The 21937-nt window shown below is 31.9% G+C and carries 21 protein-coding genes and 2 pseudogenes; 21 read left to right on the forward strand and 2 right to left on the reverse strand.

What is annotated here, in order from left to right; translation table 11 throughout:
• Positions 1 to 54 precede the first annotated feature (54 nt).
• Both BQ4446_RS08820 and BQ4446_RS03875 read right to left on the reverse strand, forming a co-directional pair.
• Entirely contained in the window at positions 55 to 192 is a 138-nt protein-coding gene (locus BQ4446_RS08820; RefSeq protein WP_083329032.1) for a transposase, read from the reverse strand.
• Positions 179 to 787 (reverse strand): LexA family protein, encoded by a 609-nt coding sequence (locus BQ4446_RS03875; RefSeq protein WP_071026815.1) that lies wholly within the window; start codon positions 785 to 787, stop codon positions 179 to 181. The genes BQ4446_RS08820 and BQ4446_RS03875 overlap by 14 nt, the downstream gene beginning before the upstream one ends.
• A gap of 218 nt (positions 788 to 1005) precedes the next feature.
• Here BQ4446_RS03875 and BQ4446_RS08730 point away from each other — a divergent pair, with 218 nt between their 5' ends.
• From BQ4446_RS08730 to mobQ (BQ4446_RS03960), 21 genes and pseudogenes are all read left to right on the forward strand, one after another.
• Positions 1006 to 1137, forward strand: coding sequence for a hypothetical protein (locus BQ4446_RS08730; RefSeq protein ID WP_280630404.1), 132 nt, complete (start codon positions 1006 to 1008; stop codon positions 1135 to 1137).
• Between the two features lie 606 nt (positions 1138 to 1743).
• Complete coding sequence (locus tag BQ4446_RS08370) at positions 1744 to 1902, forward strand: hypothetical protein (RefSeq protein WP_167632535.1); 159 nt, start codon at positions 1744 to 1746, stop codon at positions 1900 to 1902.
• A gap of 276 nt (positions 1903 to 2178) precedes the next feature.
• Positions 2179 to 2295, forward strand: a complete 117-nt coding sequence (locus BQ4446_RS08245; RefSeq protein WP_135100582.1) for a replicative helicase loader/inhibitor — start codon at positions 2179 to 2181, stop codon at positions 2293 to 2295.
• A 282-nt stretch (positions 2296 to 2577) separates the two neighbouring features.
• Positions 2578 to 2949, forward strand: a pseudogene (locus tag BQ4446_RS08250) (type IV secretory system conjugative DNA transfer family protein); the annotation flags it as partial.
• 53 nt (positions 2950 to 3002) lie between these two features.
• Entirely contained in the window at positions 3003 to 4673 is a 1671-nt protein-coding gene (locus tag BQ4446_RS03880) for a recombinase family protein (RefSeq protein ID WP_071026817.1), read from the forward strand.
• Positions 4674 to 4720: 47 nt separating this feature from the next.
• Positions 4721 to 6199 carry an Lsa family ABC-F type ribosomal protection protein gene (locus BQ4446_RS03885; protein ID WP_071026818.1) on the forward strand — a complete coding sequence of 493 codons (1479 nt, stop codon included), beginning with the start codon at positions 4721 to 4723 and terminating at the stop codon, positions 6197 to 6199.
• Between the two features lie 107 nt (positions 6200 to 6306).
• Positions 6307 to 6627: a DUF3847 domain-containing protein gene (locus BQ4446_RS03890; RefSeq protein WP_018165296.1), complete on the forward strand. Its 321-nt coding sequence runs from the start codon at positions 6307 to 6309 to the stop codon at positions 6625 to 6627.
• A 239-nt stretch (positions 6628 to 6866) separates the two neighbouring features.
• Complete coding sequence (mobQ, locus tag BQ4446_RS03895) at positions 6867 to 8351, forward strand: MobQ family relaxase (RefSeq protein WP_071026820.1); 1485 nt, start codon at positions 6867 to 6869, stop codon at positions 8349 to 8351.
• 147 nt (positions 8352 to 8498) lie between these two features.
• Complete coding sequence (locus BQ4446_RS03900) at positions 8499 to 9263, forward strand: class I SAM-dependent methyltransferase (RefSeq protein WP_245149658.1); 765 nt, start codon at positions 8499 to 8501, stop codon at positions 9261 to 9263.
• A gap of 101 nt (positions 9264 to 9364) precedes the next feature.
• Positions 9365 to 9529, forward strand: a complete 165-nt coding sequence (locus BQ4446_RS03905; RefSeq protein WP_071026824.1) for a transposon-encoded TnpW family protein — start codon at positions 9365 to 9367, stop codon at positions 9527 to 9529.
• 41 nt (positions 9530 to 9570) lie between these two features.
• A pseudogene (locus BQ4446_RS03910) lies at positions 9571 to 10008 on the forward strand (type IV secretory system conjugative DNA transfer family protein); the annotation flags it as partial.
• Between the two features lie 96 nt (positions 10009 to 10104).
• A complete protein-coding gene (locus tag BQ4446_RS03915) occupies positions 10105 to 11943 on the forward strand; it encodes a recombinase family protein (RefSeq protein ID WP_071026827.1) in 1839 nt (612 codons plus the stop codon).
• Between the two features lie 75 nt (positions 11944 to 12018).
• Positions 12019 to 12591 (forward strand): TetR/AcrR family transcriptional regulator, encoded by a 573-nt coding sequence (locus BQ4446_RS03920; RefSeq protein ID WP_000079886.1) that lies wholly within the window; start codon positions 12019 to 12021, stop codon positions 12589 to 12591.
• A 103-nt stretch (positions 12592 to 12694) separates the two neighbouring features.
• Complete coding sequence (locus BQ4446_RS03925) at positions 12695 to 14434, forward strand: ABC transporter ATP-binding protein (protein ID WP_037328242.1); 1740 nt, start codon at positions 12695 to 12697, stop codon at positions 14432 to 14434.
• Entirely contained in the window at positions 14427 to 16136 is a 1710-nt protein-coding gene (locus BQ4446_RS03930) for an ABC transporter ATP-binding protein (RefSeq protein WP_071026829.1), read from the forward strand. Before BQ4446_RS03925 ends, BQ4446_RS03930 begins: the two co-directional genes overlap by 8 nt.
• 2 nt (positions 16137 to 16138) lie before the next feature.
• A complete protein-coding gene (locus BQ4446_RS03935; protein ID WP_000601969.1) occupies positions 16139 to 17644 on the forward strand; it encodes an ABC transporter ATP-binding protein in 1506 nt (501 codons plus the stop codon).
• Between the two features lies 1 nt (position 17645).
• Positions 17646 to 18350, forward strand: a complete 705-nt coding sequence (locus tag BQ4446_RS03940; RefSeq protein WP_025194627.1) for an energy-coupling factor transporter transmembrane component T — start codon at positions 17646 to 17648, stop codon at positions 18348 to 18350.
• Positions 18351 to 18360: 10 nt separating this feature from the next.
• Entirely contained in the window at positions 18361 to 18945 is a 585-nt protein-coding gene (locus BQ4446_RS03945; RefSeq protein ID WP_000791747.1) for an MptD family putative ECF transporter S component, read from the forward strand.
• A gap of 265 nt (positions 18946 to 19210) precedes the next feature.
• Complete coding sequence (locus BQ4446_RS03950; RefSeq protein ID WP_001074477.1) at positions 19211 to 19627, forward strand: sigma-70 RNA polymerase sigma factor region 4 domain-containing protein; 417 nt, start codon at positions 19211 to 19213, stop codon at positions 19625 to 19627.
• A gap of 83 nt (positions 19628 to 19710) precedes the next feature.
• A complete protein-coding gene (locus BQ4446_RS03955; RefSeq protein ID WP_071028303.1) occupies positions 19711 to 20040 on the forward strand; it encodes a DUF3847 domain-containing protein in 330 nt (109 codons plus the stop codon).
• 244 nt (positions 20041 to 20284) lie between these two features.
• Positions 20285 to 21937: a MobQ family relaxase gene (gene mobQ, locus BQ4446_RS03960; RefSeq protein WP_071026831.1), complete on the forward strand. Its 1653-nt coding sequence runs from the start codon at positions 20285 to 20287 to the stop codon at positions 21935 to 21937.

Raw genomic sequence — 21937 nt, forward strand, 5'->3', positions numbered from 1 at the left:
GGGTTTTCGAAAATTTTCCCGCTTTCCTACCTGTCATTTACAACAAAGCATAATTCACTTTCGAAATCTTTCAAAATTTTTCATACCAAAACAGTTTCTCTTTAATGTTTTTATCTTAGTATGAGTTCCCTCAAGAGGTCCATTAGTAAATTCATAATCAAAGGAATTGCATATCTCTTCAAACTTGAACAACTTTTCCTAAGATTTTGACTTCGCCTGGATGTGTGTATGTATTTGGTGAATAATTTGGATTTTCCGGTTTTAATGTTATTGATTTCTCAGTTAAAATTATTCTTTTCAATATAACATCATAACCGTTAACATAACAGTCGCATATATCACCTGTTTCTGCAATTGGCTGAAGCTGTATTATAACTGTATCGCCATCCAAAAAGATAGGGTACATTGAATCTCCATTAACTTTCAGTCCGATATATTGTTTTCCATTATTTGTCCATTTTTTTGGAATGTTTATATGTTCTATTACATCTTTTATGGCTTCGATAGGAACACTGGCAGGGATTTTTACAACCACAGGAATACTTACCGTATCAGATAAATCTATGAATTCAATATTTGAATCGTACTCATCCCAACCTGTTAAATAACCGGTGCTTACATTTAAAGCTTTCGCTATGGGTTCGATTACATCTAATGGAAAGTTCTGTATTTCATTATTTTCATATCTATATACAGTTGCCCTGTTTTTACCTATAAGATCCGCTAAGTATTGGACAGAATATCTAAGTTCAAACCTTCTTTTTTTTATTTTTTCTCCTGTTTGCATTTTATCACCTAGGTATATTTCACAAAAATATTCGCATTTATGCAACGCAAAAATAAGAAAAATAAAATAATTGTATAAAATGCGAAAAAAGGATTGATATATAGAACAAATGTACTACGACTTTAATAGTCGCATATATGCGATAAAATAATAAAAAATCTATTGCTATTTTGTGCATTATGCGAATAATAGATACATGAAAAATTCTGGAGGAGCACATGGGAATTATTGTTTTAAATGAAGATTTAGAAATTTTGAATTGTAAAATAGACTTTTTGATTATAAATTCAAAAACTCAAAAGGAGATATTTAACACGAAAGAAGCGGCGGACTTTTTAAGGATTAGCTAAAACTTTTTATCGAATGGATGTAAAAGAGGAAACATAATGTACAAAGAAAAAGGTGAAAGTAATTTAAAACTCTTTAAAAGGGAATGGTTACTCCGTTGGATGGATAGCTAAATATTTAAAAGAAACCTGTTTACAGTATAGTTTTATTATTAAAGAGTTGTTGTCTATTATTCCAGTATGTAATCATTACTTCAGCTCTTTTTTGTAAAATTGCAAGATAAATAATAAAAAATATAAAATAAATATCGAAAATAGATTGTTAAAAATGAATGCATTAAATAATAATAAAAAATTATTCTCAACATATATGAAAATTGAATATAAGGTTTAAAAAGTTATGAAGTGTAAATTAATAAAAAAAATAGTAACCCTAATCATTATAATTATAATCTTAATAGTAGGTATAAAAAAGGGATATAATCCGATTTCTTTATTTATGTTGTGTTCAGCAGTAGTTTTTTATGATTTACGAAAATAAAAATATAAAAGCAAATAAATCTTAAAATTTAGATATAGATTATTTGATGTTGATGATAATGTTTTATTTTGTATTATGAACGATAGCAATTTACATAAATAATAAATTTTCGATAGGAGAAAATTTTTATGAAAATTTTTTACAGAAATAAAAAACTTTATTATAAAAACAAAAAAGATGAAAAATTCAGCAAATATTTAGATTTAAGTGAGTTTATTATACCTACAATCCAAACAATTTTACTCTATGTAGTATATTTTATTTTTGTTTGGATTATAGGAATATAGAAGGTTTGGTGGAAAATGAGAGATATGAAAAAAATTAAATAAATTGAAGATAAATTAAGTTCATATCCATTTTTAGAAATTTCAATAAAAGATTTAAAAATAGAATTGGAATTTGCAAAGAAAGAAGAATATACGCTCCAGTCAATGCAACTTTTAGAGGGACGAAAACTTGAGGGCTATATATCGAATGATGGAGTTATAAATTGGATAGTAAAAAAAGATAAAATATAAGTAAAATAGAAAGTGAACTACTCGTAAAAGAAAAGGAATAAGGCTATGAAACTAGATAAATTTGGCAACATTTTAAAAACAATAAAAGCTAATTATTCTAATTTTAGCGTTTTAGATGCAAAAGAAGCTATAATGATTTGGTTTGAATTATTAAAAGATTAAAATCATCATTAACTTATGCTAGCAAATTAAGAGCATCTTATATGCCAGGAATTTCCACAATTTGTATAGAATAATCTTGTAAGTAGCTTGGACTTTCTGCATTATATATCTGATTTAAAAGTTTAATGGAAACCAATTTATCTTCTAGCTTCATTTTAGAGATAGATGGTTTTATTTTTTTAATGCAAATTACTTCTTTAATATCATCTATCTTAATAGTTTTATAGAATTTATCGTACAAATTTATCAATTAACAAATTTGTATCAATTGTCAGTTCAGGAACTTTATCTTATATACCAAGCCTTAATCTAAGGGACTTGTTAGTAGGTATTTCAGTTGCTGCCATTGTTAAGCTAATTGTTTACAGCAAAGGAAAAAATAAAAAGAAATATAAGCAAGGTAAAGAGTATGGATCTGCAAGATGGGGAGAAAGTAAGGATATTGCTCCATATATTGACCCTAAGTTTTAAAACAATGTTCTTATAACTAATACCGAAAGACTTACAATGAACTCAAGACCTAAAAATCCTAAATATGCTAGAAATAAAAATGTATTAGTAATAGGAGGTTCTGGATCAGGTAAAACGAGATTTTATGTAAAGCCAAATCTAATGCAAATGCACTCTTCCTATGTAGTAACAGACCCTAAAGGATTAACCTTATAAGGACAGAGAAAATAATAAAACTTGGAAAGGAGGTAATTCTCATGTCAAATACGAAAAGAACAGGACAAACAGCCCTTTACGAGCGTTTAAGTCGTGATGATGAAATGCAAGGAGAAAGCAATTCCATCACTAATCAAAAGCAGCTGCTTGAAAGCTATGCCAAAAGAAACGGCTTTGTAAATATCTATCACTATACTGATGACGGAGTAAGCGGAACAACCTTTGATAGAGAGGGATTTCAAAAGATGATAAAAGCAGTAGAAGAAAACAAAGTATCTACTGTGATAGTAAAAGATATGAGTAGGTTTGGTAGAGATTACCTCAAAGTAGGTTTTTACACCGAAATACTTTTCAAAGAAAAGGGTGTAAGATTTATTGCAATCAATAACGGAATAGACAGTGAGAAACAAGCAGAAAGCGACTTTACCCCATTTTTAAACATTATGAACGAATGGTATGCAAGGGATACCTCAAGAAAAATACAATCTATCTTCAGAGCAAGAATGGAAGAGGGTAAAAGAGTATCGCCAAGCGTTCCATACGGCTATTATAGAAACCCTAAGAACAAACAGGAGCTACTTGTCGATAAAGAGAGTGCAAAAGTCGTAAAACGCATTTACAGGCTTGTAATAGAGGGATATGGCGTAACACAGATAGCAGATATACTAACCAAAGATAAAGTCCTTATTCCATCAGCCTATGCAGAAATACATTATCCTGAAAATAACCATAGTTCTAAGAAAAGAGGAATAGAAGACCCGTATTTTTGGACACCGACCACAATAGGCTATATCTTAGAAAAAAGAGAATATATGGGTCATACTGTTCTTGGTAAAACAATATGCGTTGATTACAAAACTAAGAAACGCAGAAAGGCGAAAGAAGATGAACTCATTATCTTCAAAAATACCCATGAAGCCATCATTGATGAAGAAACATGGAATAACGCCCAAAGGCTAAGAAAAACAGTAAGAAGAAGTCCGAAGTACGGGACAACCTCACACCCATTTACAGGGCTTTTAATCTGTTCAGATTGTGGAGGTAAATTAAGCTACAGAGAGCCGGCAGAACATAAAGAAAAGAAATACGATAGTGATTACTCTTTTGTATGTCAACATTACAGACACAGAAAAGGCACTTGCAGTATGCACTACATCAAAGTAAAAACAGTGAATGAAATTCTCTTAAAATCAATCAAAGAAATAACCGATTTCGCAAAAGAAGAAAAGCAAGAATTTCTAAAAGTGATGAATAAGTTATCTGATGAAAAAAGAGAAGAAAAGTATCAAGGAGATAAAGAAAAATTAGAAAAGTTGTTATCAAGAAATGCAGAACTAACCACCCTTATTACAAAACTATATGAAGACCACGCACTTGGAAAAATTCCCGTAAAACATTTTGACAGATTATTTAATACCTATGATACAGAGCAACAAGACTTAGAAAAGCAAATACAGTATTTTGAAGAGGAAATAGAAAGCTATCATCAGAGAAAAGTTGACACCGATAAATTCCTAAAAATGATAGAGAAATATACCGATATTGAAGAACTGACAGTACCAATGATAAATGAGTATATAGAAAAAGTTGTAGTTCATGAAGCGACAGGGGGAAGAAAAGGGAAAGATAGAAAACAGCAAGTTGATGTTTACTTTAACTTTATAGGCAACTGTCAAGTACCACAGAAAGCTGATATAGAAAAAATGGCTTAAAAATGGTATAATATTAAACAAAATAGGATTGTGAGGGGGGTGTTTTTATGTCGGCAATTAAAATTGAAAACCTCACTTTCTCATATTATGGATATGTAAAACCTATATTTGAAAATGTATCGTTTTCCTTTGATACAAACTGGAAAATAGGATTGATAGGAAGAAATGGAATTGGTAAATCAACTCTATTTAAGTTACTTTTAAATCAAGAAACTTATCAAGGTAAAATAAGCAAGGATGTTGAATTTATTAAATTTCCACCAAATATAAGCGATACTTCAAAATTAGGAATTGAGTTATATAAAGAACTAATATCAGATGAGGAAGAATGGAAATTATTTAGAGAACTTAATTTGCTAAATGTAGATGAGAACCTTGTTTACAGAGAGTTTGAAACGCTTTCTAAAGGAGAACAAACAAAAATCCTTTTAGCTATTTTGTTTACAAGAGAAGATGGCTTTTTACTTATTGATGAACCAACAAACCATTTAGATATGGACGGAAGAAAAATTGTAAGTGAATATCTGAAAAGTAAAAAAGGATTTTTGCTTATATCTCATGATAGAGATTTTTTAGATGGTTGTATCAATCATGTTATTTCTATTAACAGGAATTCTATTGATGTCCAATCGGGAAATTTTACATCATGGTATGAAAACAAAGTGATGAAAGACAAATTTGAAATTAGTCAAAATGAGAGATTAAGAAAAGATATTAAACGATTAAAAGAGGCTGCAAGACAAAGTCAAATTTGGTCTGATAAAATTGAAAATACTAAAAATGGTGTGAAAGTATCAGGTGTAAAACCAGACAAAGGACATATAGGTCATCAATCAGCCAAGATGATGAAAAAATCTAAGAATTTGGAGAATAGACAAAACAAGGCAATAGAAGAAAAACAGAGTTTACTAAAAGATATTGAAACAAAGGAAAGTTTATTATTGCATCCATTACATCATCATAAAAATCCTCTAATATCAGTTAGCAATTTATCATCATGCTATGGAGAGAGACAGATATTAAGCAATGTAAGTTTCGAGATAAAACAAGGCGATATAGTGGCTATATATGGTCAAAATGGTAGTGGAAAATCAACCTTGATTAAAATTTTATTAGGGTTACATCATGAGTATATTGGTGAAATAAAATCGGCAAGTAATTTAAAAATATCGTATATTCCTCAAGATACATCTAACTTAACAGGTAGCCTAAATGAGTATATTCATAAGCAAGGTGTTGATGAAACATTGTGCAAAACAATTCTTAGGAAATTAGATTTTGTAAGAGAATTATTTGAAATGGATATGAAGAACTATAGCGATGGACAAAAAAAGAAAGTTTTAATTGCTGTAAGTTTATCAAAGCCAGCTCATATATTTGTTTGGGACGAACCACTGAATTATATAGATGTAATATCAAGAATACAGATTGAGGAAATTATAAAAGAAGCAAAGCCTACACTCATATTTGTGGAACACGATAAGCGATTTGTAGAAGATATAGCCAATAAAATCATACAATTATAAATGAAATAAACAATCAAAGTTTAGAAAAAGACTAACACAGAAACAGTAAATCAAAAATGGTTTACTGTTTTTTTGTTGCTCAGATTTTAGAAGAAAGGACAAAGAAAATGAAAAACATAGATGAAAAAATTTTAATGGCAGAAGAAGAAATTAAGCAGTTACAAAACAAGAGAAAAAAACTCATCAGTCAACAGAAACAGGAAGAACGAAAGAAAAGAGATAGACGCCTTTATGAAAAAGGAGCAGTCTTTGAAAGTATCTTTATTGAAAGCAAGGATTTTACCAAAGATGAATTCTATCAGCTAATCACATTCCCAAATATCAAAGAGTTAGTCAATCAAAAAATCTTAAAAATCATAGAGAAGCGAGAACAAAGCGAAAACAAAATTACAGAAACACAAGAGGAAGTAACGGAAACAGAGGAATAGTCCCTTGTTTACAAGGGCGCACTTATACACCCTAAAGGGTGTGTGCGTTCTCCGAAGGCTCTTGCAGAGGGCATATCAGCTAATGCTGATACAGGGGAGCTACACTCCCCTACGGAAATAAATTTCCTACCCCTTGTGTACTTACCAAAAGAAATCGGATAAAAGCAATCCGATTTTTTTAGTAAGTCTTTATCATCGCCACCACACCAATATCAAAAATGGAAAGGAGGTTTTTTCTTATGGCAATCTATCATCTCAGTATAAAGATTATCTCAAGAGGAAAAAATAAAAGTGCAGTAGCAGCTTCAGCTTATCGTAGTGGCGAAAAGATAAAAAACGAATATGACGGAATAGTCCATGACTTTACAAGAAAAGGCGGAATAGCCCATACTGAAATCCTATTACCACAAAATGCACCACAGGAATTTTTAGATAGAGGAAAATTATGGAATAGTGTTGAGAAAATAGAAAAAAGTAAAAACTCACAGCTTGCAAGAGAAATAGAAATTGCATTACCCAAAGAATTAAATCGAGAAAAACAGATTGAACTTGTAAGAGAATATGTAAAAGAAAATTTTGTAAAAGTAGGTATGTGTGCCGATATTGCCCTACACGATAAAAATGACGGAAACCCACACGCACATATTCTACTTACAATGCGACCATTAAATGAAAATAAGACATGGGGAGCAAAATCAAAAAAGGAATATATCCTTGATGGAAACGGAGAAAAAGTAAAACTCAAAAACGGCAATTACAAAACAAGAAAAATAAGTACAGTTGATTGGAACGAACAAGACAAAGCAGAGGAGTGGCGAAAAGCATGGGCAGATATTACAAACAAATATCTTGAAGAAAACAGCATACAGGAAAAAGTGGATCATCGCTCTTATCAAAGACAAGGTATAGAACAAATACCGACCATTCATTTAGGCGTATCAGCAAGTCAAATGGAGAAAAAAGGTATTGTTACCGACAGAGGAAATATCAACCGAGAAATCAAACATCAAAACAAGATATTAAGAGAAATTGCAAGACGAATCAAAGCCTTAATGAGATGGATAAGGAGTTTAACGAAAGATAAAAATAATGATACATCAAAAGATAAACAGGACGATATGGCTATACAATCCACCACACTACCAAAACAAAATGATTTAACAGATATGCTCTCTCATCTCATAAAAGAAAACGCAGATAATAGTAATATAAACTTAGAAAAATATATTGAAAGTTATCAATTCTTGAAAGAGAAAAATATTACATTAATATCCGAATTGAAAGAAAGTATATCAGCATTAAAAGATAAGAATTACAAGACTACAAGAGCAATAAAAGATACCGAAAAGAAAATCAATGACAGAGTACAGCTTATCGACCAAGCAGAGAAATATTTGAAACATAAAGACACATACAAAGCTTATACCAAGTTAAAGAAAAGCAAACAGGAAGATTTTTATAACGAACATACAGCAGAGATTATTTTATTTGAGAGTGCAAGAAAATATCTAAAAGAGCATTTAGGAGATAGCAAGACCTTAAATATATCTAAATGGAAATCAGAAGTTGCTAATATGAAGAAAGAGAAAAAGAGCCTATACAATCAAATATTAGAAATACGAGAAGAAGTAGAAAAAGCAGAAAAAGTTAAAATCTGTATAGAGCAGTTACAGGAACAAGAAAAGCGACTAACACAGGTAAAGAGGAATGAGTTAGACCTATAAAACTAAGTGAAAAAATGGTATAATGATATAAATATAGAGTGAAATAAAATTTCAATTAACTCAAAGAGGTGTGTTGAAATACAAAAAGTAAAGATAGAAAAGAATACTGTTCAGGAAACATTGCTTGTGCCACTTTATGGTAGAAAAATGTGTTCTGAAAAATTCCCTGAACTTTATACAGACATTTTCGCAAAGAATTTATGCGATAGTTTGGATTATGATTTTTCAGAATTAGAGAGAAAAAATAATTCGTTTTTATATGAATTCGGATCACTTGAAGCGGCAATGCGTCAGTTGGATATTATGTGGGAAATCAAAGAATATCTAAAGACTTATCCAAAGGCAACTGTTGTAAATCTCGGTTGCGGATTGGACGAAACAGGAAAAGCTTGTGATAATGGAAGTTGTAAAATGGTCAATGTAGATTTTCCTGATGTTATAGAGGTTCGTAATCGGCTTATTTCAAATTATGAAAGAGAAAAAAATGTTGCCTGTGATTTAAAAGATTATTCATGGATGAACGAAGTAGACGGTTCAAATGGAGTTATTTTCTTTGCGGCAGGGGTATTTCATTATTTTAAGAGAAACGAAGTAAAGGATTTGGTTTTAGAGCTTTCTAAAAGATATGTAGGAGGCGGCTTGATTTTTGATAGTGTAGGCAAGCTTGGTTTAAAGCTAATGATGTCAAAGATACTAAAGAATATGGGTATCAGCGATGTAGAAGGATTATTCTATACAAATAATACAATGCAAGAGCTTAACTGGTCGGACAAAATAAAAATCACCTCAAAAGGCTATATGTTAGGTTACTATGACATGAAAAGCCCCAATATTCGTTTCTCTCATCGCTTACTTGCAAAGATAGGCGATGATATGATGAAGATGGCTATAAATAAAATTGAGTTTGTTTAACTCAAGCAACTAAATAAAATCTATAACATATCAACTTACGAAACAGTAAATCATAAAAGGTTTACTGTTTTTTCTTCGTCTAAAAATGGAAAGGAAGAAACATGGAAGAAGAAAAAAGAGAAATACAAGCACCAACCAATAAACAGTTAATTATGGATATTGGAAAGACAAAATACACTGTAAATCTACATTTTAAGCAAGGTACAGGCGAAACATACAAGGATAAAATATTAAAGCTAATCAAGAGAGAAACAGAGAAGATGTAAATTTATCAAAAAATTTTTGTTTATGTCCTTGACAAATCTTCCCAAAAGGAACAATAGTCCTTGAGTGTGGAAAGATGCTTGAAGATAATGGATATGAGATTAAAATTCTAAATACCATCAATTTCAAAAAATCTATGAAATACAATCCCTTTGCTTATCTTCGATCAGAAAAAGATATTTTAAAGCTTGTCCAAACCATAATTGCCAACACCAAGGGAGATGGAGAAAAGGCAGGAGAAGATTTTTGGGCAAAGGTAGAAAAGTTATATTACACTGCCCTAATCGGTTATATCTATTATGAAGCACCAGAAGAAGAAAAGAATTTTAAGACGCTTTTAGATATGATTGATGCAAGTGAAGTCAGAGAAGATGATGAAACCTATATGAACCCAATTGATAGGCTCTTTGAAGCACTTGAAAAGAAAGACCCAAGTCATTTTGCAGTTAAGCAATATAAGAAATATAAGCTTGCAGCAGGAGTAATAGAATTAAGGAGAACACTTAATCACTGTTTTAGTGAAACATGTACTTCTTAATTCTTTTTTATTTAAGAAATTAAGGGAAAGGGGGTAAAAATGAGGAATTTTGAAAAGATAACAGCACTCTATGAGAGATTAAGTCGAGATGATGAACTTGAAGGAGAAAGTAACTCAATCGTTAATCAAAAGAAAATCCTTGAAGAATATGCAAGTAAGAATAATTTAACCAACATCATCCATTTTACAGATGACGGAATAAGCGGGACACAGTTTGATAGACCAGGCTTTATGGAAATGATGAATGGAGTAAATACTGGAAATATCGGTTGTATCATCGTAAAGGATATGAGTAGACTTGGCAGAGATTATCTCAAAGTCGGTCAATGTATGGAGATATTAAGACAAAAGGGCGTAAGACTGATTGCTATCAATGACAATGTAGACAGCTTTTACAGAGAAGATGATTTTACCCCTTTTAGAAATATTATGAATGAATGGTATGCAAGAGATACTTCAAGAAAAATACAATCTACATTTAGATCAAAAGGAGAAAGCGGAAAGCATACGGCAAGCACTCCACCTTATGGCTACATCAAAGATGAAAAAGACAAAGATAAGTGGGTTGTAGATGAAAAAGCAGCCGAGATAGTAAGACGAATATTTAATCTTACAATGGACGGAGCAGGACCATACAAAATAGCAAAGATACTGGAAGCAGATAAGATAGATATACCCGCTTATCATCAGCAAAAAATGGGATATGGATTACATCAAAGCAAAAACTTTGAATATCCTTATCGTTGGTGTAGTTCCACAATTGCCAGTATCTTAAAGAAAAAAGAATACTTAGGGCATACAGTTAACTTTAAAACAAGAAAGCATTTCAAGGATAAGAAAAGTAAATATGTATCCGAAGATAAATGGCTCATCTTTGAAAATACTCACGAAGCAATCATAGACCAAGAAACCTTTGATAATGTGCAAAGGATAAGAGGAAATGTAAAAAGGTATCCTGATGGTTGGGGCGAATATCACCCACTAACAGGATTGATGTATTGTGCAGATTGCGGGAGCAAGATGTATGTTCATAGGACAAATAACTATAAGAATATTCCTTATTATGTTTGCAGTAATTATAAGAAAGTGCCTTGCGGAACGCTATGTCCATCAGCTCACAGGATAAAAGCAGAAGTAGTCTTAAACCTTATCCAAGAAACATTAAAAGATATAAAAAATTATCTTGATGAAGATAATGAAGCCTTTATCCGTTCCATTCAAAATGAAATGGAAGAAAAAGAAAAAATAGAGATAGAAAAGGAAAAGATAAGATTAACGGAAAGCCAAAACAGACTTCAGGAACTCGAACGACTGATGTGCAGAATTTACGAAGATATGATCCTGAATAAAATACCGAATAATCGCTATGAAATCCTTAATAATCAATATGAAACGGAGCAGGTAGCTTTAAGTAAAGAAATTAAGGACTTGGAGCAGCAGGTTTCAAGATATGAAAAAGAAACAGACAGAGCAAGAAAATTTATATCTCTTATCAGTCGTTATGAAAACTTTGATGAACTTACAACTACAATGATAAATGAGTTTGTAGAAAAAATTATCGTACACGAAAGAGATAGAAAAGGAAGTCAGACATCAAAGCAAAAGATAGAAATTTACTTTAATTTCATAGGAAATTATGAACTGCCACAGGCGGAGTTAAGTGATGAAGAAAAACAAAAACTTGAGGAAGAAGAAAGAAAAATAAAGAAAAGAAAAGACAAGCTACATCAAAATTACCTGAAACGAAAAGCAAGCGGAAAACAGAAAGAGTATGAAGATAAATATAAGGCAAGGAGAGAACAGAAGAAACAGGAGAAAATAAAGGTTTTGAAAAGAGTGGGGATACCGGTGAGTGAGTATATAAAAACAAATATTTAAACCTATCTTGACAAATATTGAATTTTGATTTATTATTAAATATATATTCAGTATTGGAATAGAAAGAGGTGTGCTATGGCACAAGTATTAAAAGAAGAAGTTAGAAATAGAATACTCGAAGCAGCAGAAAAAGTATTTTATAAAAAGGATTATAGAGGTGCCAAATTAACAGAAATTGCAAAAGAAGCAGATATTCCTGTGGCACTCATTTATACCTATTTCAAAAATAAGGAAGTTTTGTTTGATGCAGTAGTAAGTTCTGTTTATATAAACTTCGAGTCAGCTTTTAATGAGGAAGAATCTTTGGAAAAAGGTTCTGCTTCTGAAAGGTTTGATGAGGTTGGAGAAAATTATATTCATGAACTTTTAAAAGATCGTAAGAAGTTAATTATTTTAATGGATAAAAGCTCAGGTACAAAGCATACAGAAGCAAAACAAAAACTCATATCACAAATGCAGGTTCATATTGAAGTAAGTTTAAAAAGACAATCGAAACAGGAATATGATCCAATGCTTGCCCATATTTTAGCCAGTAACTTTACAGAGGGACTTCTTGAAATAGCAAGGCATTATCAAAGTGAAAAGTGGGCAAAAGATATGCTAAAACTTATTGCAAGGTGTTATTACAAGGGAGTGGAATCCCTATAATCAGCACAAAAAAATAGACTTTGCGTAATCAGCAAAGTCTTACTTTAAACCTTAATACTGAATTAAAATTCAATATTATTCAATTTTGAAAGGAGAGTTGTTCATGCCGGAAAAAGAATTAAGAAAAAAAGTGATTGGGAAAAACGGTTTATCCAATTCACTTCTTGCTTTAAAAATAGTATTTGATTTGATACCACAAATCTTACTCGTATATTTGATTAGTTCTTTAATTACAAACAATATTAACGAAGGTAATTTAAAGTATATATTTTTGGGAATCTTTATATCGTTTGTATTAAAAGGAGTGTTTTATTATTTTGCAACAAAGGTTGCCCATGAGAAAGCATACGAAAAATTAACAGAACTTAGGTTAGATATTATCGGTCATCTGAAAAAACTAAGTTTGGGATTCTTTAAAGAACATAATACAGGAGAGCTTACCAACATTGTCCAACATGATGTAGAACAAGTGGAAGTATATCTTGCTCATGGTCTCCCTGAAATAATGTCAGTTACACTTCTACCTACCATTATTTTTGTAGCTATGATTTTTGTGGATTGGCGTCTTGCTCTTGGGATGATTGCCGGAGTTCCACTCATGTATTTGGTAAAAGTTCTTTCACAGAAAACAATGGATAAAAACTTTGCGATTTACTTCAATCATGAAAACAGAATGAGAGAAGAGCTAATGGAATATGTAAAAAATATTTCTGTGATTAAGGCTTTTGCTAAAGAAGAGGAAATTAGTGAAAGAACATTAAAAACGGCAAGAGAATATATTTACTGGGTTAAAAAGAGCATGGGGATGGTTACAATTCCAATGGGACTCATTGACATATTTATGGAAATTGGAGTGGTTATTGTCATGATTTTGGGAAGCATATTTCTTTATCATGGAAATATTACAACGCCTAATTTTATCCTTGCCATTATTTTATCGTCTGCTTTTACTGCTTCTATAAGTAAGACAGCTACATTGCAACATTTTTCTATTGTGTTTAAGGAAGCGTTAAAGGCGATAGGGAAAGTATTAACAGTTCCACTTCCAAACAAAAAGACAGAACAAGGTTTAGAATTTGGAAACATAGAATTTAAAGATGTGAATTTTGCATACGGAAAAGATAGCTTTGAGCTTAAAAATATCAATTTGAATTTTAAGAAAAATAGTTTGAACGCCTTTGTAGGAGCAAGCGGTTGTGGAAAGAGTACGGTATCTAATTTGCTTATGGGATTTTGGGATGCAGATGAAGGACAAATACTGATAAATGGAAAAGATATAAAAGAATATAGTCAAGAAAATATCTCAATGCTGATTGGTAGTGTGCAACAAGAAGTTATCCTTTTTGACTTAAGTATTTTTGAAAATATAGCAATTGGAAAACTAAATGCAACAAAAGAAGAAGTCATAGAAGCTGCTAAAAAAGCAAGATGCCATAATTTTATTTCAGCATTGCCAAATGGATATGAAACACGAGTAGGTGAAATGGGAGTTAAGTTATCCGGTGGAGAAAAACAAAGAATCTCTATAGCAAGAATGATACTGAAAAATGCACCGATTTTAATATTAGATGAAGCAATGGCGGCTGTTGATAGTGAAAATGAAAGACTTATCGGCGAAGCAATTGACGATTTAAGCAAGGATAAAACCATCATTACAATTGCTCATCATCTAAATACGATTAGAGATTCAGACCAAATTATTGTTATGGATAAGGGTGTTGTTCTTGATGCAGGAAGCCATGAAGAGCTGATGAAAAGATGTGAGTTCTATAAGGATATGGTTGAAGCACAGAACAAGGTAGATAGATGGAATTTGAAAGAGGTGGTAACAGAAAATGTTTAGAGAAATGTTAAAACTACTTACAAAAACCGGCAAGAGAGATTTGATTATATCGAGTGTATTCTTTGCCCTTTATGGACTAAGCTCCATAGCTATGATTGTGATCGTATTTTCTATACTGTTCCAAATATTCGATGGAACGAGCTTAGCAAGTCTATATAAATATTTTATTGCGATTGGATTACTTGTAGTGTTCAAAGGTATTTGTAATATGGTTGCAGATATGAAAAAGCATAGTGCAGGTTTTGATATTGTTCAGCAAATCAGAGAACGCATGATTATCAAATTAAAAAAATTCAGCTTAGGATTTTATACCAACGAAAGACTGGGCGAGATCAATACAATTTTACACAAAGATGTTGATAATATGTCCCTTGTTGTAGGACACATGTGGTCAAGAATGTTTGGTGATTTTTTGATAGGTGCAGTCGTATTTGTTGGTCTTGCAAGTATTGATTTCAAACTTGCTATTATTATGGCTGTATCTGTTCCGATTGCACTTATCTTTCTATATCTGACAATTAAGCAATCTGAAAAAATAGAAAATCAGAACAACTCAGCACTTCTTGATATGGTTAGCTTATTTGTTGAATATGTTAGAGGAATACCTGTACTAAAGAGTTTTTCAAACAATAAGAGCTTAGATAATGAGCTTATGAACAAAACGAAAAAGTTCGGAGAAACAAGTAAAGCAGCTTCAAGATTCAAGGCAAAACAGTTATCTATATTTGGTTTTTTACTGGATATTGGATATTTAGTTCTTTTAACCTCTGGAGCAATACTTGTTATAAAGGGAAATCTCGATGTGCTTAATTTTATTATCTTTGCGGTAATTTCAAAAGAGTTTTATAAGCCGTTCGCTTCTATGGAACAACACTATATGTACTATGTTTCGGCGGTAGATAGTTACGAAAGACTTTCAAGAATTTTATATGCAGATGTAATCCCGGATAAAGTGAATGGAATTGTTCCGAAAGATAATGATATAGCTTTTGAAAACATAGATTTTTCCTATGAAAAAGATGAATTTAAAATGGAAAAATTGAGTTTTTCTATTGCTGAAAAAACAATGACAGCCTTAGTTGGAGAATCAGGTAGTGGAAAGACTACTATAACAAACTTACTTCTAAGATTTTATGATGTGCATAAAGGGAAAATTACACTCGGAGGAACTGATATAAGGGATATTCCTTATGATGAGCTTTTGGATCGTATCAGTATTGTCATGCAAAATGTTCAACTATTCGATAACACGATTGAAGAAAATATTAGAGTAGGTAAAAAAGGAGCTACAAAAGAGGAAATCATTAAAGCTGCAAAGAAGGCAAGGATACATGATTTCATTATGAGCTTACCAAAAGGTTATGAAACTGATATTGGCGAAAATGGAGGAATTTTATCAGGTGGACAAAGACAAAGAATATCTATTGCAAGAGCTTTTCTAAAAGATGCACCGATTTTAATTCTTGATGAAATGACAAGTAATGTTGATCCTGTAAACGAATCTTTGATACAGGATGCTATTACAGAACTTGCAAAGAATAGAACTGTACTTGTAGTGGCTCATCATTTAAAAACAATTCAAAAAGCTGACCAAATTCTCGTATTTCAAAAAGGAAATTTACTTGAAAAAGGAAAGCATGGCGAACTTCTTGCAAAAAATGGTTACTACACAAAATTATGGAAAGCTCAGTATGAGGTATAACCATGATTTTGCTAAAAAATGTTTATTATGAATGGGAAGATGGACGAACTGCTTTAAAAAATGTCAATCTTGAAATTAGAAAAGGTGAATTTGTTTTAATTTCAGGGAAAAGTGGAAGTGGTAAAAGTACTCTTGGAAGTGTGATGAATGGTCTTATTCCACATTATTACAAAGGCAAAATGAAAGGGGAAGCCTTTGCGTCCGGAAAAGATATAAGCAAATTATCGCTTCATGAAATAGGGCATATTGTAGGGACTGTATTTCAAGATCCAAGAAGTCAATTTTTTACGACAACGACAGATGAAGAAATAGCTTTTGGGCTTCAAACCATTTGCAAATCAAGAGATGAAATAAAACAGAGAGTAGAAGAAGTATATGCAGAACTGGATATTGAGGAACTGAAAGGAAAATCTGTTTTTGAATTATCAAGCGGACAGAAACAAAAGATAGCTATTGCAAGTATCTATGCGATGAATCCGAAAGTTTTAATTTTAGATGAACCTTCAGCAAATTTGGATATGAAAGCAACATTTGACCTATTTTTAATTTTGGAAAAATTAAAGAAAAAAGGAACAACAGTTGTTCTAATTGAACATCGTTTGTACTATGTAAAATCTTTATTTGACCGTTTTCTTTTGGTGAAAGATGGAGAAATTGCACTGGACTTGAGTCGGGAAGAAGTTATTCATCTTGAAGGGGAGTTTTGGGATGAGAATGGACTAAGAACTCTTGAATTAGAAGAATATAGGATAAGTGAGAAGAAAGACTCATATCAATTAAATGATGAAAGTATAAACGGAAAAGGCTTGAGATTTTGCTATCCGAATGTAGCTAAGGATGGAAAGAAGCAAAAACAGTACATTTTAAATCATCTTGATTTTAATATGGAGTGCGGAATAGCCATTGGTCTTATCGGCTTAAATGGTACCGGAAAAACTACCTTTGCAAGAGTGATTTCAGGACTTGAGAAGATAAAAGAGGGGAAGATATGGACGGGGAAAGATAATTCGCTTAATCATAAAGATTTAATGGATATGTCATATTTTGTCTTTCAAGATTCAGACTATCAGTTGTTTTCGGAAAGTGTACTTGATGAAATGCTGCTTGGTATTTCAAGTAAAGATAAAAAAGAAAATACTCAAAAGGCAAAGTCTATTTTGAATGTACTTGGCTTAGATAAATACATTGATAAGCATCCGTTTGCTTTATCAAGAGGAGAAAAACAAAGACTCACAATAGCTTGTGGAATGATGAAACAGGCAAAAGTTTTTATCTATGATGAACCAACATCAGGTTGTGATAAAGACTCAATGCTTTCAGTGGCAAAATTAATTGAAGAACAATTAAAAAATGGAACAACAGTTTTGGTGATAAGTCATGATTTTGAGTTTTTAGCGAACACAGTGAGTAAGCTCTGGGTAATGGGAGATGGAAAAATAGAAAGTGTTTTGAATATGAGTGAAAGTAATAAAATTCTCATATTGGACAAGATGAGAGGAGGTAGATAACTTGATGGATAGAAAAACAGTCGATCCGAGAATAAAACTTACTCTACTTCCAATTGTTGGATTTACGAGCTTTTTTATAAGCGATACAATTCTACTTTTCGGACTGATTCTCTTTGCCTTTTTTCTGTATGTATACAGCAGTATGTGGAAAAGAGCATTACGCTTTATTTTGTTTTTTGTGATTTTATACTGCATAGAGTTATGGCTTGGAAAGTTTTGTGAAGCAAGTATCGTATTTGCAATATATATGTTTATTTACTTTGCATCAAGGATGACCTTAATTGCTATGTTTGGTGGATATATAACAAAGACTACAAGTGTAAGTGAAATGCTTGAAGCATTAAATAGAATGAAAGTACCAAGAAGCATTGGTATACCTTTTAGTGTTTTGCTTAGGTTTGTACCAACTATAAAAATAGAACTCAAGGCATTAAAAGAGAATATGAAGATTCGAGGAATCGTAACAAGTAGATTTTTCCCCTTGCTACATCCAATTAAATATATTGAATATACGCTTGTTCCGCTTTTAATGAGAATGATTAAGATTTCAGATGAACTGTCAGCTTCAGCACTCATTAGAGGACTTGATAGTGATGAGAACAGGGTTACATTAACAAAATTGAGGTTTAGAACAACGGATTTGTTGATTGGACTATTAGGAGCTTTGATGATTGCTCTTGTGATAGTAATACAGAAAATTTATTAGGAGGACTTTTATGAAAAACAAATTAAATGGTCGTGATTTTATTACAATCGGAATCTTTAATGCAATTGGAATTGTCATATACATGGCGGTTGCATTTGCTATGGCAACAACAGTGATTGGAGGATTTATTGCTTCAGGAGTTAGCTTTATGGTAGCTGCTACCGTTTATATCCTTATGGCTTTGAAAGTTAAAAAGAAGGGCGTATTTACAATATCAGGAACGCTTCTTGGTTTAATTGCATTGTCAGGAGGACATTTGCCTCATGCAGTCTTTGCTGTAATCGGTGGAATTATATGTGATTTGATTATAGGAAATTATGAGAGCAAGGGACGAATGATTATTGGATATGGGATATTTGCATTAGCGGATTTTTTAGGGACAGTAATTCCTGTGATTTTATTCGGAACAGCTTCTTTTGTGGAAAGAGCATCAAAATGGAAAATGAGTGAAGCACAAATAAATGAAGCATTATCTTATTTCAAAGTTTCATGGGCAGTAGGCTTTGCCTTGATAACATTTGTTCTTGCTTGCATAGGAGCATTCGTTGCAACAAAGATACTCAAAAAGCATTTTGAAAAAGCAGGAGTGATTTAATAATAAATTTACTTAGGAGGGAAAATAATGGAGGGATAATTATGTCAAAACTTATAGTTTCGGTTTTCACAGAACGATATAATTATCCTTTTTTATTCTTGGAATTGCTTACACATAGCAATAATACTTTACCAGAAACGACCAAATAGAAAATTATATAAAACATTAGTTTTTAAGCCGAGAGGACTTTTTACGCCAAAGTGTAGAAGTCCTCCTTTTTTATTCTCAAAACCAAAACAGAGAACTTAAAAAGGAGGATGACTAAGTGGCAAAGAAAGAATATTACCTTTATGTAAAAGGCAAAGCCGTACCTGTAAGTGAAGAAGTCTACAAAGCCTATTGGAAGATAACAGAGCATGAAAAGTATCTCCAAAGAAAAGATTGGAAGCATAATGTAATACCATTTTCGGCACTGGATCATGATGGACACTTTGTAGATAACATCATAGATGAAAAGATAGACTTAGAAAAAATTGTAGAAGTAAAAATGCGAATTGAAGAACTTCATAAAGCATTAAATACTCTTACAAAAGAAGAACGAGAACTAATGGAAGCCATCTTCTACAAAGAAGAAAGTCTAAGGTCAATCAGCAGAAGAGAGAAAGTTACACATCAAGCAATCAGTGGGAGGAGGGATAGGATTTTAGAAAAACTGAGAAAGATTTTAGAAGATAAAATCTAAAAACTTGGAAAGGTTAAGTGTCAAAAAAGGTGCTTAACCTTTCTTTATGGAAACAAGCAGATACCAAAACGGAGGAATTAAAAATGAAGAAAGAAAAAACATTACAGGAAGTACAGGAACAAATTTCTGAACTTCAGGAAGAAAGAGAAAAGTGCAATGTGAAGCTGAAACAATTAGAAAATCAAGGCAAGAAATTAGAAAAACTGGCAAATGAAAATGAACGAAAAAGAAGAAATCACAGGCTCATACAAAGGGGATTGATAGTAGAAAGGGTCATTAAAAATCCTCTAATATTTACCAATGAGGAGATAGAAAAACTGTTAAATATCTCTACTCACACAGAAGAATACAGACAAGCCTATGAAGAAATGATAAATGGGAAAGATATGGAAGATGAAACAGACATAGAGTAGATAAAATAAAAGACCTTAGTTTTTTCAGAAGCTCCCTGCAAGGGCAAAAAGCTCCGCAGGACGCAAAGCACCCTTTAGGGTGTATAATTGCGCCCTTAGTAAACTAAGGGATTTTAGCAAGTCTTTGAAAATCCAAAACCTAATAAAAACATACGGATAAAGCAGATAGGAAAAGATACAAAAAATAACCCGTCTGCTTTTTTCTTTACCTGAAAACAAATAAAAAAATGAAAGGAGTTTAAAAGTGGCAGAAACATTTCACTTTAATATTTCAATGATAAGCAGAGGAAAAAGTAAATCGGCAGTTGCAAGTGCAGCATATATCTCTTGCGAGAAAATCAAAAATGAATGGGACGGAGAAGTTCATGACTATCACAATAAAAAAGGACTTTTACATTCAGAAATTTTCTTGCCGGAGAATGTCCCCATAGCATTAAAAGATAGAACTACCTTATGGAACAGCGTTGAACTAAATGAGAAAGCAAGCAACGCACAGCTTGCAAGAAATTTTATCATTGCTCTACCAAAAGAATTATCCTTTGAAGAAAACAAGAAACTCATTACCGACTTCATACAAGAAAATTTTGTATCAAAAGGAATGATAGCAGACCTTGCAATCCATGATGAGAGTGATGAAGAAAATAACAATATCCATGCACATATTATGACTACCCTTAGACCAATCAATGAAAAAGGAGAGTGGCAGGCAAAGAGTAAAAAAGAATATGTACTTGATGAAAAGGGAGAAAAGATAAAACTAAAAAGCGGAAACTATAAAACAAGAAAAATAGAACTGACAGACTGGAACGATAAAGGCAACGCAGAGAAATGGAGAAAGAATTTTGCAAGCCTTTGTAATCAGTATTTAGAAAAAAATCATCAGGAAAAGAGAGTGGATCATCGTTCCTACAAAAGACAAGGAAAAGAAGAAATCCCAACCATTCATTTAGGAGCAAGTGCAAGTGCCTTAGAGAAAAAAGGAATCGAAACCGACAAAGGAAACATCAACAGAGAAATCAAAAAGCATAATTCCTTAGTAAAAGCCATCAAGAACAAGATAAAAGAAATCACTTCATGGATAGACTCTTTACTTGGAAATCTGCAAGCAAAATACGATGAGTATAAACAGACCAAGAAAGATGAACTGGAGAACAAAGCAGAACTCTTTAACCTTTATGAATATATTTCTATCTACAACGAAATACAGGGAGAAAAAATAAAAAATCTATCCTACTATGGACAGATAAAAAAGGGAAATGCAGACCTAAAGAGATTTGTAAAAGCAATCTACTATCTAAAAGATAATCATCTTCAAACCATAGCAGACCTACAAGAAAAAGTCATTGAACTGGCAAAGCAAAGTAAAAAGATAAGTGGTGATATTCAGAGTAAAACACAAAGAATTAAAGACCTAAATCAGTGTGTAAGCTGCATAGACGCTATCAGAGAAAACAAAGAAGTCTATCAGGAATACAAAAGCAAGACACTATTCAAAGACAGTTTTTACAATTCCCATAAAAAAGAAATAGACAGATACCAAAGAGCAAGAAAGATCATAGAAAAATTTACCGGGACATCATCCATCAAATTAAGTGATTGGCAAAAAGAAATATCACATCTTGAAAATGAGATACAAAATTTAACCGAAGATAAAGCTAAAGTACAAGATGAATTTAAGCAGATAGACCATATCAAATATGCAGTAAAGATTGTTAATGACGAGTATGGCATAGACCTATCCATAGAGATAGACAAGGCAATTAAGAGAGGAGATAAACCAAGCGTGATTGCACAACTAAAAAAATTCCAAGAGCAAGGCAAAAAAGAAAAAGAGTACAACCAAAAAGTCAAGGAAAAGGCTAAAGAAAATTATAAAAATAAAGGGGAGGAAAGATAA

Source organism: Peptoniphilus raoultii, assembly GCF_900099555.1.
Taxonomy (GTDB): domain Bacteria; phylum Bacillota; class Clostridia; order Tissierellales; family Peptoniphilaceae; genus Peptoniphilus_A; species Peptoniphilus_A raoultii.